The sequence below is a fragment of the Lentzea sp. NPDC042327 genome, from assembly GCF_040647275.1.
Lineage (GTDB): Bacteria > Actinomycetota > Actinomycetes > Mycobacteriales > Pseudonocardiaceae > Lentzea.
Window position 1 is genome coordinate 16,272 of sequence record NZ_JBEZBX010000006.1, and the last position, 14,559, is coordinate 30,830.

Annotated in this window: 14 protein-coding genes; 11 read left to right on the forward strand and 3 right to left on the reverse strand. The window is 71.2% G+C overall.

The genetic code is table 11. The features are described 5' to 3' along the window. Positions 1-6 precede the first annotated feature (6 nt). Positions 7-1,599, forward strand: a complete 1,593-nt coding sequence (locus AB0A63_RS16920; protein ID WP_360391566.1) for a PucR family transcriptional regulator ligand-binding domain-containing protein — start codon at positions 7-9, stop codon at positions 1,597-1,599. Between the two features lie 36 nt (positions 1,600-1,635). Here AB0A63_RS16920 and AB0A63_RS16925 read toward each other — a convergent pair whose 3' ends face one another. Then, a complete protein-coding gene (locus AB0A63_RS16925) occupies positions 1,636-2,052 on the reverse strand; it encodes a hypothetical protein (protein ID WP_360391569.1) in 417 nt (138 codons plus the stop codon). A 129-nt stretch (positions 2,053-2,181) separates the two neighbouring features. Here AB0A63_RS16925 and AB0A63_RS16930 point away from each other — a divergent pair, with 129 nt between their 5' ends. The 4 genes from AB0A63_RS16930 (at position 2,182) to AB0A63_RS16945 (ending at position 5,903) form a co-directional block, all read left to right on the forward strand. Continuing rightward, entirely contained in the window at positions 2,182-2,889 is a 708-nt protein-coding gene (locus AB0A63_RS16930) for a MerR family transcriptional regulator (protein ID WP_360391572.1), read from the forward strand. Positions 2,890-2,976: 87 nt separating this feature from the next. Next, positions 2,977-3,585: a class I SAM-dependent methyltransferase gene (locus AB0A63_RS16935; protein ID WP_360391574.1), complete on the forward strand. Its 609-nt coding sequence runs from the start codon at positions 2,977-2,979 to the stop codon at positions 3,583-3,585. Between the two features lie 32 nt (positions 3,586-3,617). After that, positions 3,618-5,330 (forward strand): hypothetical protein, encoded by a 1,713-nt coding sequence (locus tag AB0A63_RS16940; protein WP_360391577.1) that lies wholly within the window; start codon positions 3,618-3,620, stop codon positions 5,328-5,330. Between the two features lie 51 nt (positions 5,331-5,381). Further along, positions 5,382-5,903: a hypothetical protein gene (locus tag AB0A63_RS16945; protein WP_360391579.1), complete on the forward strand. Its 522-nt coding sequence runs from the start codon at positions 5,382-5,384 to the stop codon at positions 5,901-5,903. Here AB0A63_RS16945 and AB0A63_RS16950 read toward each other — a convergent pair. Then, positions 5,866-6,597, reverse strand: a complete 732-nt coding sequence (locus AB0A63_RS16950; RefSeq protein WP_360391582.1) for an alpha/beta hydrolase-fold protein — start codon at positions 6,595-6,597, stop codon at positions 5,866-5,868. The genes AB0A63_RS16945 and AB0A63_RS16950 overlap by 38 nt on opposite strands. A 153-nt stretch (positions 6,598-6,750) precedes the next feature. Here AB0A63_RS16950 and AB0A63_RS16955 point away from each other — a divergent pair, with 153 nt between their 5' ends. Genes AB0A63_RS16955 through AB0A63_RS16975 form a run of 5 tightly spaced genes read left to right on the forward strand, consistent with a single transcriptional unit; the run spans position 6,751 to position 12,773 of the window. Then, positions 6,751-8,259: an NCS1 family nucleobase:cation symporter-1 gene (locus AB0A63_RS16955; RefSeq protein ID WP_360391585.1), complete on the forward strand. Its 1,509-nt coding sequence runs from the start codon at positions 6,751-6,753 to the stop codon at positions 8,257-8,259. Beyond that, positions 8,256-9,098: a nitrilase-related carbon-nitrogen hydrolase gene (locus AB0A63_RS16960; RefSeq protein ID WP_360391588.1), complete on the forward strand. Its 843-nt coding sequence runs from the start codon at positions 8,256-8,258 to the stop codon at positions 9,096-9,098. The genes AB0A63_RS16955 and AB0A63_RS16960 overlap by 4 nt, the downstream gene beginning before the upstream one ends. Next, complete coding sequence (gene hydA / locus AB0A63_RS16965; RefSeq protein ID WP_360391591.1) at positions 9,095-10,480, forward strand: dihydropyrimidinase; 1,386 nt, start codon at positions 9,095-9,097, stop codon at positions 10,478-10,480. Before AB0A63_RS16960 ends, hydA begins: the two co-directional genes overlap by 4 nt. Positions 10,481-10,492: 12 nt before the next feature. After that, positions 10,493-11,485 carry a TIGR03842 family LLM class F420-dependent oxidoreductase gene (locus tag AB0A63_RS16970; protein WP_360391594.1) on the forward strand — a complete coding sequence of 331 codons (993 nt, stop codon included), beginning with the start codon at positions 10,493-10,495 and terminating at the stop codon, positions 11,483-11,485. A gap of 52 nt (positions 11,486-11,537) precedes the next feature. Further along, complete coding sequence (locus AB0A63_RS16975; protein ID WP_360391596.1) at positions 11,538-12,773, forward strand: DUF4241 domain-containing protein; 1,236 nt, start codon at positions 11,538-11,540, stop codon at positions 12,771-12,773. Positions 12,774-13,225: 452 nt separating this feature from the next. Here the strand turns inward: AB0A63_RS16975 and AB0A63_RS16980 are convergent, their stop codons facing one another. After that, the gene (locus AB0A63_RS16980) at positions 13,226-14,176 is read right to left on the reverse strand and encodes an NUDIX domain-containing protein (RefSeq protein WP_360391599.1); all 951 of its coding nucleotides are present in this window, start codon (positions 14,174-14,176) and stop codon (positions 13,226-13,228) included. A 202-nt stretch (positions 14,177-14,378) separates the two neighbouring features. Here AB0A63_RS16980 and AB0A63_RS16985 point away from each other — a divergent pair. After that, positions 14,379-14,559 (forward strand): hypothetical protein (locus AB0A63_RS16985; RefSeq protein WP_360391602.1); only part of this gene is annotated, 181 nt, incomplete at its 3' end.

Here is a 14,559-nt window from a genome sequence, read left to right on the forward strand (position 1 = left end):
GTGTCCATGTACCCGACGGTCGCCGAAGTCGTCGCCCTCCCGGTGATCCGGCAGGGAAAGCCGCGCCTGGTGGCCGGGTCGGCGGGGTTGTCGCGACGGGTCCGCTGGGTGCACGTGGCGGAGATCGCGGACATCGCGCCGTTGCTGCGCGGCGGTGAGCTGGTGCTGACGACCGGTGTGATGCTGCCCGACTCGGGCCTCGCCCGCTACGTCGGGGAGCTGGCGGCGGTGGGGTGCGCGGGCCTGGTCGTGGAGCTGGGGCGGCGGTGGCGCGACGACGTGCCCGCCGCCCTGGTCACCGCGGCGGAGCAGCACGGGTTGCCGCTGGTCACCCTCGCCGCCGAGACGCGGTACGTGGCCGTGACGGAGGCGGTGGTGGCGTTGATCGTGGACGCCCAGCTGGCCGAGCTGCGGGCCGCGGAGCAGGTGCACGAGACGTTCACGGCGCTGACGGTCGCGGGTGCCGAGCCGTCCGAGGTGCTGCGCGAGGTGGCGCGCACGTCGGGGCTCGCGGTCGTGCTGGAGACGCTCGGCCACGACGTGCTGGCCTACGACGCGGCCGGGCACGACCCGGTGCTGCTGCTGGACGACTGGGCTGCGCGCTCGCGCGCGGTGGCGGTGGCCGAGCGGACGGCCTACCACGCGGCCTCCGGCTGGCTCGTGACGATCGTCGGCGCGCGCGGCGCGGACTGGGGCCGGCTGGTGCTGGTGTCACCGGAACCGCCGCCGCACCGGCACGTCGTGGTGGCCGAGCGGGCGGCGTCCGCGCTGGCCGTGCACCGCCTGGTGGCACGCGACCGGGAGTCGCTGGAACGCCAGACGCACCGGACGTTGCTGGCGCAGCTGCTGGGCCAGTCCCCCGCCGCACCCGACCTGGGCGCGCGGGCGGCGGCGCTGGGGGTGCCGCTGGAACGCCGGCAGCTGATCGGCGTGGCGGTCCGGCCGGTGTCCGGCGGGCACGGGCAAACGCTTGCGACGCAGGAGGTCCTGCGCGACCTCGCCGAGGCCACGGCGCTGGCGGGGCGGCGGGTGACGGTCGCGGCACTGGTCGGCGTCGTGGACGACACGTCCGTGCGGGCCCTGCTGTCGGTGCCCGTGACCGTCGGGGTGGAAGGTGTGCTGCGCAAGGTCGCACGCGAGGTCCACCGGACGGCGGCGGGCGCGGTGGTGATCGCCGTGGGCACGACCGTGTCGTCCACAACGGACGTTCGCCGCTCGCTGGGCGAGGCAGCGCACGTGGCCGGTGCGGCGTTGCGTGCGCCGGGAACCCAGCTGTACCACCGGCTGGACGACGTGCGGTTGCGCGGTCTGCTGCACCTGCTGCGCGAGGACGAACGGGTGCGCGCGTTCGCGGACCGCGAGCTGGGCCCGTTGCTCGCCCGCGACGCGGCGCAGGGCTCACGTTTGGTGGAGCTGCTGCGGTGCCTGTGCGAGAACGGCGGCAACAAGTCGGCGGCCGCCGCGGCGGCCCACCTCTCCCGCACCGCCTACTACCAGCAGCTGGCCCGGATCGAACAGGTGCTCGGGGTCTCGCTGGAGGACCCGGAGTCGGTGCTGTCGCTCCACGTGGCGCTGCTGGTGCACGAAACGGGCCCGTGACGACTCCGGCACGGGCCCGTCCGCTTCGGGCGCTGCTCAGCCGTTGATCGTCGGCAGGATGCCGGACAGCACGGTGTTGGTGGGCAGGTCCGACAGCTGCGGGGTCTGCAGGCCGCCGAACTGCGAACCGGCGAGCAGCGTCTCCGCGCTCGGGGTGCCGGGCAGCGAACCCAGCTCGGGCGCGACCGGGTTCGCGGCGCTGCGCTCCCGCGGAAGGGCCAGCGTCGCCGTCTTCTCGCCCACCGGCGCGCTCACGGTCGGCAGCTTGACGGCCTTGTCCACCTCGAGGATGTCGACGTGCCGCTTGGCGTCGGAGATCAGCTGGTCCGCGCCGACGTCGGGCACACCACCGTCGAGCACGGGGGCCTCGGCCGCGTTGGCCGTACCCGCGAGCAGCGGGGCCGCACCGGCGGCGAGGAGGGCGGCGGCACGGAGGAGTCCGGAACGAGACACAGTTTTCCTCAATCTGGGTTTGGGGACCGATCTTCGATTTCATCGGCTGTTCCGGTTCGGATGTTTAGGCGCTCGATCGTGTGATCCGGGGGTTGAACCTCACCCCACGGGAGGTCCTACCGTCGTCATGTGACCCGCTGGAGCATCGGTGACCTGGCCAGAGCAAGTGGCCTGACCGTCCGCACCCTTCACCACTACGATGAGATCGCCCTGGTCGTCGCCTCGGAGCGCACGCCGTCCGGTCACCGTCGGTACACACCCGCCGACGTCCGCCGCCTCTATCAGGTGAGATCACTGCGCCAGCTCGGTCTTTCCCTGGAGGAGGTGCGGTCCGCACTGTCCTCTTCGGACTCCCTGCGCCCGCTCTTCGAGGCGCAGCTGGCGGCCCGGACGACCCGAGCGCGGCAGGTGGAGGCGCTGCGCTCGCGGATCGCCGGCCTGCTCACCGAGGACTCACCGGAGTCCCTTCTGTCCACTTTGGAGCTGATGTCCGTGTACGAGAGCTACTTCACCGCAGACCAGCTGTCGGACCTGCGTTCCCGTGCCGCCGAGATGGGCGGCGAGGCCGTGGAGGCGCTGAAGGCCTCGTGGCTCGACCTGGTCTCCCGGCTGCGCGGCCACCTGGCCGACGGCACCCCCGCGACCGACCCCCGCGTCGTCGAGCTGTCCCGGCAGTGGGACGCGCTGGGCGCGCGGTTCACCGGCGACGACCCGGCGGTCAAGGCGGCGGCGCAGCGGTCGTGGGTGGAGAACCGGGCGGCTACCAGCGCGCAGCTCGGGTGGCCCGCGGACGACGGGCTGCTCGACTACCTGGCACAGGCCCGCGCGGCACGCTGAGCAGGTTGCCAGCTGTTGCGCCTTTTCCGCCCCAAGCTCCCGCTCCTGGCTTCGCTGGCGTCTGCAAGTACCCGGTAGAAAGGTGTCATGTCCGCTGACGACGACGCCCGCCGCCTGGCCGCCGCCAACCCCACCGGGTGGTTCGAGGACCTGTACGCGGAAGCCGATGCCGGCACGGCCGCCGTCCCCTGGGACAAGAACACCCCGCAACCGCACCTGGTCGAGTGGGCCGACGGCATCGACGGCAGCGGCCGCACCGCGCTGGTCGTGGGCTGCGGCTACGGCCGCGACTCCGAGTACCTCGCCACACTCGGCTTCGACGTGACCGCGTTCGACATCTCCCCCAGCGCCATCGCCGCGACCCGCGCGCGGTTCCCGCAGACGAAGGTCTCCTACGAGGTGGCCGACCTGCTCGCTCCGCCCGCCGCGTGGCACCGCGCGTTCGACCTGGTGGTGGAGAACATGACCGTGCAGGCGCTGCCGGTGGCGCTGCACGCTCAGGCCACCGGACGCGTCGCCTCGCTCGTGAGGTCGACGCTGCTGGTGCTGGCCGTGGCGCGGGACGAGGGCCCGGAGCCGGACGGCCCACCGTGGCCGTTGACGCCGGCCGAGGTCGAGGCGTTCGCGACGGACGGGCTGAGCGCGCGGTCGATCCGGCGCGCGGACGGGCGGTGGGTGGCCGAGTTCGCGCGCTGACCTCGTTCGGGGTCGGGTGGCACAATGCCGGGATGAACGAACTGCACGGCAACAACCATGGTCAGGCCGTGCAGGCCACCCAGATCGGCACCGTGAACATCGACGCCGTGCACGCGGCCGCCCCGATGACCGCACTCGCCGGCCTGCCCCCGTCCACCGCTGCCTTCGTCGGCCGCTCCGACGAGTTGGCGGTGCTGGCCGCGACCCGGTTCGTCGTCGTGTCCGGGCTCGCGGGAACCGGCAAGACCGAGCTGGTGCTGCGGCACGCCGAGTGCCAGGAGTTCCCCGGCGGGCGGCTGTTCTGGAACTTCCACGGCTACGACAGGTCTCGGCGCACGACGGCGTCCCACGCCCTCGACTCGTTCCTGCGGTCGCTGGGCGTCGCCGACATCCCGCCCGCCGAGGCGGACAAAGCCGCTCTCTTCCGCTCCCTGGTCGCCGCACGTGACCGCATGCTGATCGTCCTCGACAACGTGCACACCGCCGCTCAGGTCCGGCCGCTCATCGTCGCGGAACACCAGGTCGTCGTGACGAGCCGCCATCGGCTCACCAGCCTGGACGGAGCGGTCCCGCTCGACCTCGGCGTGCTCGACGCCCCGGCCGCGGCAGAGCTCGTCGGTGACCGCGAGCTGGCCACGTTGTGCGGACGCCTCCCGCTCGCCTTGTCGATCATGCGGGCGCTCAAGGCGAGCGATCCGGACAACGACTGGGCCGCTGACTTCCGCTCGGCGCGACTGGGTTTGCTCGTCGACGACGACAGGGACGTCCGGGCCGCGTTCGACCTGTCGTACCAGATGCTTTCACAGCAGCACCAACGGTTCTTCGGCCTGCTCGCCCTGCACCCCGGCGACGAGGTGACCGTCGAAGGAGCCGCCGCGCTCGCCGAGGTCGACCTGATGACGGCGAAGCGCATGCTGCGCGACCTGCGCAACGCGAGTCTCGTGGACCAGCAGAACCGGTTCCACGACCTCATCCGGGACTACGCGCTGCACAGCATCGAAGCCGATCCGGTCGACCTGCGCACCGAAGCCGAAGACCGGCTGGTCCGCCACTTCGGCGAGCGCGCGCTCGCCGCTTTGGCCGACGCGGATCCCGACAGCGTGGGGTGGGCAGAAGCGCACGTGAAGGCACTGATCGCGACAGCGGCCATGGCTCACCAGTCCGGCCGCCCCGCGGAATCCCTCGTGCTGGCTTGGGCGCTTGCCGACTTCGCCCGAATCCGATCGGAAGCTCCGGCTTACTTCGTCTCCGCCGCAACCGGATGGGTCGCAGCTGTTCAGCTTGCGCGAAAACGGATTGAAGATGCGAACCTCGCCGACAACGCGGACAAGCTGCTCGGCCGCGAACACGCTATCGCGAGTTTCCTCATCGCGTTCAGCGAGAAAGAGCTCCTCAAGGGTTTCGAGGAAATTCGCGACTTCGCGACTGCGAACCGCGACTCACAGCAAGCCGGCGCAGCTTCCATCGTGCTGGCTTCCACATGGGCGATGTTGGATCGCCCCGATAAAGCTGTACACCACTTTCAGCGCGCACTGAAGGAATTGGCGGGCAGCCAGTCCGGCCACTCGCTCACCGCGAGCGCTCATCACGGCCTCGCCTCGGCGCTTCACCGCCTTGACCGCAGCGCTGAAGCGATCTTCCACGCCCAGAAGGCCTTGGTGGTCTACGAGGACCTGGAAAACGCACAAAAACAAGATCGACTCCGCAGCATGATCCGCGCAATGGAGGAGACGGGCTGCCGCTAAGTGGCCTTGAACTGGCACCTTATGGCCCGTTGCAGGCGCTTAGCGTGAGTCATGCTCGCTCGTCGGTTCACGGCCCGCCTTCTCGACTGGCTCCTCGTGCTGGTCGTGACCTGGCCGCTGGTGCACGAACCGGTGGCCGTGGTGGCCGTCGCCGCTGTCTACGACGCCGCCCTGCTGCGCCTCAACACCCTCGGCAAGGTCCTGACCGGTCTGCGCGTCGTCGGTCCCGCCACGGGCTTCCGGAACAAGAGGGTGCTGGCCCGCGCGCTGATCACGACGGCGTTGCCGGGTGCGGGGGTCGCGCTCGTCCTGACCGGCCTCGGGTGGCGCGAGCCGGCGTTCATGGCGGGGCTGGGGTGGCAGCAGCCGTGGGTCGTGGCCGGTGAGCACCTCGGCACCGGGCAGGCGGGGTGGCTGGGGCCGCTGGTGCTGGTCAGCGGGGTGACGCTGCTGGCGTTGTCGGCGGTGGAGAGCCTGGACCTGCGGGGCACGCGGACGTGGCACGACCGGAAGGCGGGCACGGCCGTCGTGCGGGTCAGGGCGGTGCACTCCCACCGAGGCGGTCGCCGATGAACCGCAGCGCCTCCGGCAGCACCCGCCGCCAGTAGTGCACGTCGTGCGCGCCGTGCTCGAACGACCCCACCTGCGCCCGCGCCTTGCGCGCCAGGTCCGCGGCCGCGTCGTGGAACGGGTCCTCCTGCCCGCACCAGATGCCGACGGGCGAGTCGATCGACGTGGCGCGCAGCAGCGGCTCGTTCGCCTCCCACGCCTCGCGTGAGGCGAAGCCGTGGATGCGTTCGGCGTCCTGCCAGGTGGGGAAGACGGCCGGGCTGATCGCCGCCACCGCGCGCAACGGCTGCCTGGTCGCGATGCCGAGCACGCCGAAGCCGCCCATCGAGATGCCCAGCGCGGCGTCGAACGGCACCGGTGGCGTCAGGCCGACCCAGTAGTCGTCGGCGCCGTTGAGGACGGCGAGGCGCAGGCGGAGACCGGAGGCGGCGAGGAACTCGGGCAGGCCCACCTGCTCCCACCACCGCACGCTGCCGCCACGGCCGTGCAGCACGAGCACCACCGGACCGTCACCGCTGCCCATCCACGCACCCCACGGCGCCGGTGTCACGGAGACCGGCGCCACCTCGGGCACCACGCCGTCAGGTCCGGTCCAGCCCAGCAGGCGGCGGCCGCGCGGGGTCAGGGCACCGGCCACTCCGGCGGCTCCGAGCGCGCCGGCTCCCCCGAGCAGCAGCGCACGGCGCGAGATCCCCATGGGACGAGTCTTCCACGCAACGCACACAATGTGCGCCGATCATGCGAAGCGTGGACACTCTGACACTGCCACGCATACAGCGGTGGACCCAGGATTCCGGGATGGAACCGACCGCGTTCGCGTTGTTTCAGCAGCGTAACAGGGGGTTGAACGATGGCAGTTGAGGCCTCATCGCCCCAGGTCACACCCGATGGCCGCGTCGAGCTCAGCGATGTGCGTCCCATCCAGGACAGCAGGTTCTACAACCCCGAGCTCGCGCCCGTGCCGGTCGAGCAGCGGACGTGGTCGACGTACAACTTCTTCGCGCTGTGGATGGGCATGGCGCACAACATCCCCAGCTACACGCTCGCCGCGAGCCTGATCGCGCTGGGGATGGACTGGGTGCAGGCGTTCCTCACGATCACGCTCGGCAACCTGGTCGTGCTGGTCCCGATGCTGCTGAACAGCCACGCGGGCACGAAGTACGGCATCCCGTTCCCGGTGTTCGCGCGGGCCTTCTACGGCATCCGCGGCGCGAACCTGGTGGCGTTGCTGCGGGCGTTCATCGCGTGCGCGTGGTTCGGCATCCAGACGTGGGTGGGCGGCAAGGCGCTGCACGTCATCATCGGCCGCCTGGCCGGCGAGGGCTGGACGGGAGCGTCCGAAGTGGGCGGTCAGCCGTGGACGCTGTGGTTGTGCTTCCTCGGTTTCTGGGTCGTGCAGATGCTGGTGATCTGGCGCGGCATGGAGGCGATCCGGCGGTTCGAGAACTGGACGGCACCGCTGGTGAGCGTCGGCTTCCTGGTCCTGCTGGGGTACGTGCTGGTCAAGGCGGGCGGGTTCGGGCCGATCCTGCAGACCGGCAGCAAGCTCGGCTGGGGACCGGACTTCTGGAAGGTGTTCTTCCCCGCGCTGATGGGCATGATCGCGTTCTGGTCGACGCTCAGCCTCAACATGCCGGACTTCACCCGGTTCGGCGGCAGCCAGCGCAAGCAGGTGACCGGGCAGGTCCTCGGGCTGCCGACCACGATGTCGTTCATCGCGATCGTCGCCATCCTCACGACGTCGGGCGCGCAGGCGCTCTACGGCGAGGCGATCTGGGACCCGGCGGACCTCGCGTCCCGGTTCGACAGCACGCCGCTCGTGCTGGTCGCACTGATCTCGCTGGTGCTCGCGACGATCTCGGCGAACCTCGCGGCGAACGTGGTCAGCCCCTCCTACGACTTCTCGAACGCATTCCCGCGGCGCATCACGTTCGCGGTCGGCGGCCTGATCACCGGTGTGGTCGGCATCCTGATCCAGCCGTGGCGGCTGATCTCCGACCCGAGCATCTACATCTTCGCGTGGCTCGGGTTCTACGGCGGCCTGCTGGCGAGCGTGGCAGGCGTGTTCGTGGCCGGGTACTGGGTGATCAAGAAGACCCGGTTGCACCTGGAGGACCTCTACCTCGACGGGCGCGGCGCGTACTGGTTCAACGGCGGCTGGAACTGGCGGGCCGTGGTGGCGACGCTGGCAGGCGGCGTGCTCGCGGTCGGCGGCGCCCACGGCGGGCCGTTCCCCGCGGACGGGCTCATCCCGTTCCTCAAGCCGCTCTACGACTACAACTGGGTCGTCGGCTTCGCCGCCGGCTTCCTGGTTTTCCTCGCACTCAAGGACACCAAGGCGAAGGAGACGACCAGGTGAGCAACGTCATCCGGGCGGCGCTCGTCCAGCAGAAGTGGACGGGCGACAAGGAGTCGATGATCGCGAACGCGGTCGAGCACATCCGCACCGCCGCATCGCAGGGCGCACAGGTCCTGTGTCTCCAGGAGCTCTTCTACGGCCCGTACTTCTGCCAGGTGCAGGACGCGGACTTCTACTCCTACACCGAGGCGATCCCGGACGGCCCCACGACGGAGCTGATGAAGGAGATCGCCGCGCAGAACAACATCGTGCTGATCGTGCCGATGTACGAGGTGGAGCAGCCGGGCGTGTACTACAACACCGCCGCGGTGATCGACGCCGACGGCACCTACCTCGGCAAGTACCGCAAGAACCACATCCCGCAGGTCAAGGGCTTCTGGGAGAAGTTCTACTTCAAGCCGGGCAACCTCGGGTACCCGGTGTTCGACACCGCCGTGGGCCGCATCGGCGTCTACATCTGCTACGAACGCCACTTCCCCGAGGGCTGGCGCGCGCTCGGCCTCGCGGGCGCGAAGATCGTGTTCAACCCGTCGGCGACGTCGCGGTCGCTGTCGGAGTACCTGTGGAGGCTGGAGCAGCCCGCCGCGGCCGTGGCGAACGAGTACTTCGTCGGCGCCATCAACCGGGTCGGCGTGGAACCGCTGGGCGACAACGAGTTCTACGGCCAGACGTACTTCGTCTCGCCGCGCGGGCAGCTCGTCGGCGAGGCCGCTTCGGACACCGAGGAGGAGCTCGTGGTGCGCGACCTCGACCTCGGCCTGCTCACCGAGGTCCGCGACACGTGGGCGTTCTACCGCGACCGCCGCCCGGACACCTACGAGGGCCTGGTGACGCCGTGAGCGTCCTGGTCAAGAACGGCCTGGTGATCAACGCGACCGGTTCGCACGCCGCGGACGTGCTGATCGACGGCGAGCACATCGCCGCCCTCGTGACGCCCGGTTTCCCCGTCCAGGCGGACGAGGTGGTCGACGCGGCCGGGAAGTACGTGATCCCCGGCGGCATCGACGTGCACACGCACATGGAGATGCCGTTCGGCGGCACGCAGTCCGCCGACACGTTCGAGACCGGCACGACCGCGGCGGCGTGGGGCGGCACCACCACGATCGTCGACTTCGCCGTGCAGCCCAGGGGTTCCTCGTTGCTGTCCACACTGGACAGGTGGCATGCCAAGGCCGACGGCAACTGCGCGGTCGACTACGGCTTCCACATGATCATCTCCGACGTGAACGACCAGTCGCTCAAGGAGGTGGGGTCCTGCATCGCTCAGGGCGTGAACAGCTTCAAGATGTTCATGGCCTACCCCGGCGTCTTCTACGCCACCGACGGCGAGATCCTGCGCGCCATGCAGAAGGCCCGCGAGACCGGTGCCACGATCATGATGCACGCGGAGAACGGCATCGCGATCGACCAGCTCGTCGCGCAGGCGCTGGCGAACGGCCTGGGCGACCCGGTGCAGCACGGCCTGACCCGCCCGCCGGAGCTGGAGGGCGAGGCCACGTCCCGCGCCATCCAGCTGGCCCGCGTCACCGGTGCTCCGTTGTACGTCGTGCACCTGTCGGCCGCGCAGGCGCTGGACGCCGTCACGGCCGCGCGGGACACCGGCCAGAACGTGTTCGCCGAGACGTGCCCGCAGTACCTGTACCTGTCGCTGGAGGACATGGCCCGGCCCGGTTTCGAAGGTGCGAAGTACGTGGCGTCGCCGCCGTTGCGCCCCAAGGAGCACCAGTCGTCGCTGTGGCGGGGCCTGCGGACGAACGACCTGTCCGTCGTGAGCACCGACCACTGCCCGTTCTGCTTCAAGGACCAGAAGCAGCTGGGCGTCGGCGACTTCTCCAAGATCCCCAACGGCATGCCCGGCGTCGAGCACCGCGTCGACCTGCTGCACCAGGGCGTGGTGAAGGGCGAGATCACCCGCGAGCGCTGGGTGGAGATCGTGTCGACGACGCCGGCGCGCATGTTCGGCATGTACCCGCGCAAGGGCGTGATCGCACCGGGAGCCGACGCGGACGTGGTGGTCTACGACCCGTCGGCCACGCAGACGATCTCCGCGGAGACCCACCACATGGCCGTGGACTACTCGGCCTACGAGGGCTTCGAGGTCACCGGCCGCGTGGACACGGTGTTCTCCCGCGGCCGCAAGGTGGTTTCGGACGGCGCCTACCGCGGTTCGACGGGCCACGGCCGCTTCGTGTCGCGTGACCTCAACCAGTACCTCGTCTGAGAGGAGTCCGTCGTGGACTTCGGTGTAGTGCTGCAGACCGACCCGCCGGCACGGGACGTGGTGGAGGGCCTCCGCGCGGCCGAGGACTGCGGTTTCCGCTACGGCTGGACGTTCGACTCCTGTGTGCTGTGGCAGGAGCCGTTCGTCATCTACTCGCAGGTCCTGGCCGCCACCCGCGACCTCGTCGTCGGCCCGATGGTCACCAACCCGTCCACCCGCGACTGGTCGGTGACGGCGTCGTTGTTCGCGACCTTGAACGACATGTTCGGCAACCGCACGGTCTGCGGCATCGGCCGCGGCGACTCGGCCCGCCGCGTGATCGGCCAGAAGCCCTCCTCGCTGGCCACCCTGGGCTCCGCGATGCACGTGATCAAGGAGCTCGCCGAGGGCCGTTCCGTGGAACACCACGGCACGGCGGTGCAGATCCCGTGGGTGCGCAACGGAAAGCTCGAAGTGTGGATGGCCGCCTACGGTCCGCGCGCGCTGAAGATGGTGGGCGAGCAGGCCGACGGGTTCATCTTGCAGACCGCGGACCCGGACATCGCCCGCTGGACGATCGGCTCGGTGCGCGAGGCGGCCGTCGCGGCGGGCAGGGACCCGTCCGCCATCACGATGTGCGTGGCGGCCCCCGCGTACGTCGGGACGGACCTGGCGCACCAGCGGGACCAGCTGCGGTGGTTCGGCGGGATGGTCGGCAACCACGTCGCGGACCTCGTCGCGCGGTACGGGGACTCGGGCGCGGTGCCGAAGGCGCTCACCGACTACATCAAGGACCGCGAGGGCTACGACTACTCCCACCACGGCAAGGCGGGCAACCGGTCCACGGACTTCGTGCCGGACGCGATCGTGGACCGGTTCTGCCTCGTGGGACCGGAGTCGGCGCACGTGGAACGGTTGCAGGAGCTGAAGGAGATCGGGGTCGACAACTTCGCGCTGTACCTGATGCACGACGAGAAGGACAAGACGCGCGACGCCTACGGGTCGTCGGTGATCCCAGCGGTGTGAGCTGACCTGCGGCGATCCAGAACTGTCAGACCCCGCCGCTACCGTTGCCCCCATGACCACAACGCTGGAAGTCGTGTACTGCGAGGGCTGGGACCCCGACCGGAGGGAGGTCTCGGGCCGGTTGCCGGTGGCGGTCGCACGGGAGCGCGACCGCGCCGGTGAGCAGTACGCGTTCTGCCTGGTGGAGCCGGAAACGGGCCGTGTCACCGTCGTGGCCGAGATCGCGTGGGGCGTCCACTTCGCACGGTGGTGGTTCCTCGACCCGCGGGGCAGACGCCGGCGGATGCACGAGTACCGGGTGCTCGACGGGCGGCTGTTCCTGCTGCGCGGTCGCGAGTGGACCTACTGGGACGACGAGCAGCCCGAGTTCGACGACGGCTGCGGGTTCGCCCAGGTCACCTACTCCCCCGACGGCGACGTGAAGCGGGTGGAGCGCCCGAACGGCAAGCGCGGCGGTTCGCGGAGCGACTGGCAGCAGGAGGACGTCAGCGGGTGCTACGGGGAGGTGCCCGCGTTCTCCGACTGGGCCGGGCTGTCCTCGGCCGATGACGTGGAGCTGGAGCTGGTGCCGGTGGACGTCGCGGAGCAGGAGCCGGCCGACCCGCCGTGGCAGCCCTCGGCACCGCTGCGTCCGCTGGGGGTCGACGGCGCGTTCCGGGCGGGGACGCGCTGGACGCTGCCGCGCAGGGACGAGACCGTGGTGGTCGAGCTGGTGGCCGGCGGCACGGTCCGGATGCCGAGCGGCCAGGTGGTCGCGGCGGACCCCTCGTACCTCGGCACGAGCCGGCCGTTCTCGACCGCGGTCGTGCCGGGCGACTACCCGGTCGAGCTGTCGGTGGTGCGGTTCGCGGACCAGCCGGACCACACCCGTGTCGCGGCGGCCAGGCTGGTGGTGTCCCCGGCGCCGGTCGTGTCGTGGGAGCCGGCGCTCAAGGAGGGCCAGGACGTGGTGGTGCTCGGCGAGGGCGAGTTCTACGGCTTCGGCGTCGACGGCGGCGTGGGCTGTTTCACGGACGCCGCGGCGTGCACCGCGCTGGCCGAGCTGATCGAGGAGTCGCAGGAGGCCGAGGACCTGCTGATGACCCCGATGGGCCCGACGACGGCGGTGCTGACCGAGCCGACGTCGGGCGCCACCCTGGTCGCCTACCACTCGGGCTGGGGCGACGGCACGTACCCGGTGTGGATCGGCCGGTCGGCGGACGGCGAGGTGGCGTGCTTCGTGGCAGACATGCTCGTCCTGCGGCAGGCCACGGAGGCCTTACCCGACGCTGTCGGCGCGGACCGCTAGGCCGCCAGCGGGCCCGCACGGGTCTGGCGGTCCCGCTCGCTTGCGGCGACGCGACGGGGTTCTTGCCCGACACCGTTGCCGCGGAGCGCCAGACTCTTGGCGGATAGTGCGGACCTGGTGTTCCGCTCGCCCACCGCGAGCGCAGGCAATACCGCCAGCTGTGCCGGGCAAACGGCCGTCCGTGGCGGCCACGCTCGTCCCGCGCTGGGCCACGAAGGCCTTGTTCGACGCCACCGCCGCGGATCGCCAGGTGCCGTTGCCGCCGAGCCCCAGGCACAGCCGAGCCGTCAGCGGATCGTGCGGGTTTGGTGTTCGCTCGCCCGCCGCGGCGCGCGGAACAGCTCCGCCCGACGGACCGGGCAGACGCCCTCCGCAGCAGCGACGCTCGTCCTACGTCCGGCTGTGGAGGCATTGGCCGACGCCGCCGCCCAGCGCCTGGCACGGCCAAGCGGTCAGCGGATCGTGCGGGTCTGGCCGTCCCACTCGCCCGCCGCGAGCGCGGGCAGCAGCTCCGCCAGCTGCACCGGGTAGACGGTGTCCTCGGTGGCGGCCAGCTCCTCCGCAGTCCACCAGCGGAACGCGGAGATGCTGGTCTCCTCGACGTCGTTGAACCCGGACAGGTCCACGGTGAACTCGGGAACGGAGGTGTAGAAGAACCACTCCTCGGCGTCGAACGTCTGCCCGGCGAAGCTGAACACCGCGCGCCGCCGCCACACCGGCCCGACCAGGTCGTCGGCGGCGAGCCGCAGGCCGGTCTCCTCGAACGCCTCGCGCAGTGCCGTGTCGCGCAGCTCCTCGTCCTTCTCGACGCCACCGCCGACCGTGAACCAGAAGAGCTCCTGGGGCCGGGCGGGGTCGAAGCCCTGGAAGAGCAGCACGCGGCCGGCGGGGTCGGTGAGCACGATGCGGGCGGACGGGCGCGGCGTCAGCATCACCGCGTCGGAGGGCGCGGTGGGTTCGGCGATCTCGAAGTAGGACGGCTGCGGTGCGGTGCCGGCCAGACGCAGCCAGCGGACGATGCGCCGGCGGCGCTGCAGCAGCGTGTCGCGGACGGCGTCGTTGTGGACCCGGCGGGCGAGCACGACGCGTTCCTCGGCGTCAGCCAGTTCAGCGAGCGCGGCAGGAGGGAGGGACGAACGGTCGAGCGCACCCAGGAGTCCGGACAGCTCGTTCTCGGCCATCTCACGGTCGGCACGTGAGGCGGCCTCGGCACGGGAGGCCGCGGCGGACAGCGAGGGGTCGAGCAGGGCACGCGTCACGACGGCGCGGCGGGCCAAGGCGGCGTCGAGGGCGGCCCAGGCGGCATCGGTGCGGACGTGGAGGCGGTCGAGGCGGTTGGCGATCGCCAGGATCCAGGCGGCCAGCACCAGTGCGATGACGATGGCGACGACGACGGTGGTCATGGGGCGCTCACCTGGGTGGTGGGGTCCGCGACCGCGCGGCCGGTGCCGTCGCGGCGGGGGCTCGGCGCAGCGGTCGGGAGCGCGGCCAGCGCACCCGCGGTGCGACGGCAGAGGCGGGGGCTCGGCGCAGCGGTCGAAAGCGCGGCCAACGCAGCCGCGGTGCGACGGCAGAGGCGGTGGCCGAGAGCGGGACGGCGGCCGTGTGCACCGGCGGACGCGGCACCCGCCACGGCCGGAGCGACGGACGCCACCCGAGCCGTGGCAGCCGGAACCGTGGCAGCCCGAGCCGTGGCAGCCCGAGCCGTGGCAGCCCGAGCCGTGGCAGCCCGAGCCGTGGCAGCCCGAGCCGTGGCAGCCCGAGCCGTGGCAGCCCGAGCCGTGGC